The 2,110-nt window shown below is 32.0% G+C and carries 3 protein-coding genes; 1 reads left to right on the top strand and 2 read right to left on the bottom strand.

Annotation, left to right across the window (positions count from 1 at the left end; genetic code table 11):
- The first annotated feature begins 100 nt into the window (after positions 1–100).
- Positions 101–1,402 (top strand): arsenic transporter, encoded by a 1,302-nt coding sequence (locus ACP5S8_RS08185; protein ID WP_461876447.1) that lies wholly within the window; start codon positions 101–103, stop codon positions 1,400–1,402.
- Between the two features lie 29 nt (positions 1,403–1,431).
- Here ACP5S8_RS08185 and ACP5S8_RS08180 read toward each other — a convergent pair whose 3' ends face one another.
- Positions 1,432–1,815 (bottom strand): rhodanese-like domain-containing protein, encoded by a 384-nt coding sequence (locus ACP5S8_RS08180; protein ID WP_461871089.1) that lies wholly within the window; start codon positions 1,813–1,815, stop codon positions 1,432–1,434.
- 77 nt (positions 1,816–1,892) lie between these two features.
- A partial coding sequence (locus tag ACP5S8_RS08175) for a type II toxin-antitoxin system RelE/ParE family toxin (RefSeq protein ID WP_461876446.1) occupies positions 1,893–2,110 on the bottom strand: 218 nt, incomplete at its 5' end.

Below are 2,110 nucleotides of genomic sequence, written 5' to 3'. Positions count from 1 at the left end.
GGTAAAAAAAATAAAGAAGTTATAAAAACTGATGACATTTACACAATTTAAATATCTAAAACCATACAAAAATAAAACCTTGTCAAAGTAAAATATAGTAATGATAAAGGAGATAACAAGTATACTTATTTTCTTAATCACGATGTTTTTAATAATAAAACAACCTAAAAATATACCTATTGGCCTATCAGCTTTGCTCGGAGCCATATTAAGCGTCAGTCTTGGTATTGTTAGCCTAAAAAATGTATACGAGGTGATAAAAATCGTATGGGATGCCAGTTTAGCGTTTATAGGGATAATTTTTATATCAATAGTTTTGGACCATATAGGATTTTTTGAATGGATTTCATTAAAAGCCATAGACAAGGCAAACGGCAACGGTATCAAGCTTTACGTTTACATGCTTTTAATAGGTGCTTTAATATCGATATTTTTAGCCAACGACGGTGCCGCTTTGATGTTAACTCCTATAGTGTATTCTAAGATAAAACATCTAAATCTAAAAGACGACGAGGCAAAAGCCTATATGATAGGTGGTGGATTTATATCGGATACCGCAAGCATTGGTCTTGTTATATCGAACCTAACAAACATAATAACTGCAGATTTTTTCCATATTAGCTTTTTAGACTATGCAAAAACTATGTTTTTTGTAAATATAGTCTCAATAGTCAGTTCCATAGGTATTTTGCTTTTAATGTATAAAAACCATATTCCAAAAACCTACAAGAAAAACATATTAGAAGACAAAAACCCAGCAGATGCCATAAAGGATAAACTGCTGTTTAGTATGGTCTGGCCTATAGGGGCTTTTACAATAGCTATGCTATCCATATCTCATATTTACCACATACCTACGTCTTTCATAATAATATTTTCAAGCGTTTTTATTTCTCTTATAAGCCTAAAAAACAAAAAAATAAATATAAAACATATACTTTTCAAGGAAACACCTTGGCAAATACTTATATTTTCTATTGGTATGTATGTTGTAGTGTTTGGTCTACAAAAAACATTTTTTTCTCACATACTGCCAGAGTTTATACAAAGTATGGTACACGCCGGAAAACTAGCAGCTATATTGGGTGTTGGGTTTTTATCAGGTATCATGTCAGCTCTTATAAACAATCTACCTACGGTTATGATAATAAATTTAAATATAAAACTTGTACATACTCAAAACAACATTGCTAATATACTTGCTTTAGCAAACGTAATAGGCACAAACATAGGACCAAAGATGACGCCCATTGGCTCTTTAGCAACGCTTCTTTGGTTGCATATCTTAAATAAGAAAGGATTAAACGTGTCTTACGGCTATTACATGAAAGTTGGCATTGTTCTTACAATACCAGTACTCACAACAACGCTTCTTAGCCTTTATCTGATTAGTAAATTCTAAATTATCGCCCCTTTAGGGGCGTGCACATATTATCCGTTTGAAAGTGCTGCTATCAAATCTGGGGTAGAACCGTCAAATACATAAACGTTTGTATAGCCAAGAGCTTCTAAATAACCCATAGCCCTGTTGGCAAATTTTACAAGCTTGCAAGTGGTTATAATTGGTGCTTCCTTATCTTTTGGAAGCTTATCAAGGTGTTTTGTAATATCTGTTATTGGTATGTAGTAAGCATTTTTAATGCCGGCTTCTTCCACATTCTTACCTTCCACTTTGCCTACAGGTCTTACATCTAATATGAGAGCCCCGTTTTGGTATAGCTCTTTTACCTTTTCAATGTCAATAAGCCCTAAATTTGGCTTTTTCTTGTCTTGCTCAATTGCCTTTTCAATCTTATCCACAAGCATTCCAAACATAAACCTACCTCCTTTAAAGTTAGTTTTGATTAACAAAATATATTAATTTAAAATCTTTTGAAAATGATTTTACTTAGTTATTTAAATCTCTTATATACTTTTGTATGCTTGCCAAGCATAACAAGGATTAATTCATCATCCTTGATTTTAAATATCATCACCAAATCTCCTTGTATATGTAAAGCTTCGTATCCTTTTAAATCACCAACAAGTTTATGCCTTCTGTATATTTGGCTTATAGGATCATTATGTTGAAGCTTTTCTATTATACTTTTTATCTCATTAAATATTTCAT

The sequence above is a fragment of the Hydrogenobaculum sp. genome (assembly GCF_049967395.1).
Classification (GTDB): Bacteria; Aquificota; Aquificia; order Aquificales; family Aquificaceae; genus Hydrogenobaculum.
The sequence above is the reverse complement of the archived record's forward strand: the minus strand, read 5'-3'. Positions and strand labels throughout refer to the sequence as shown.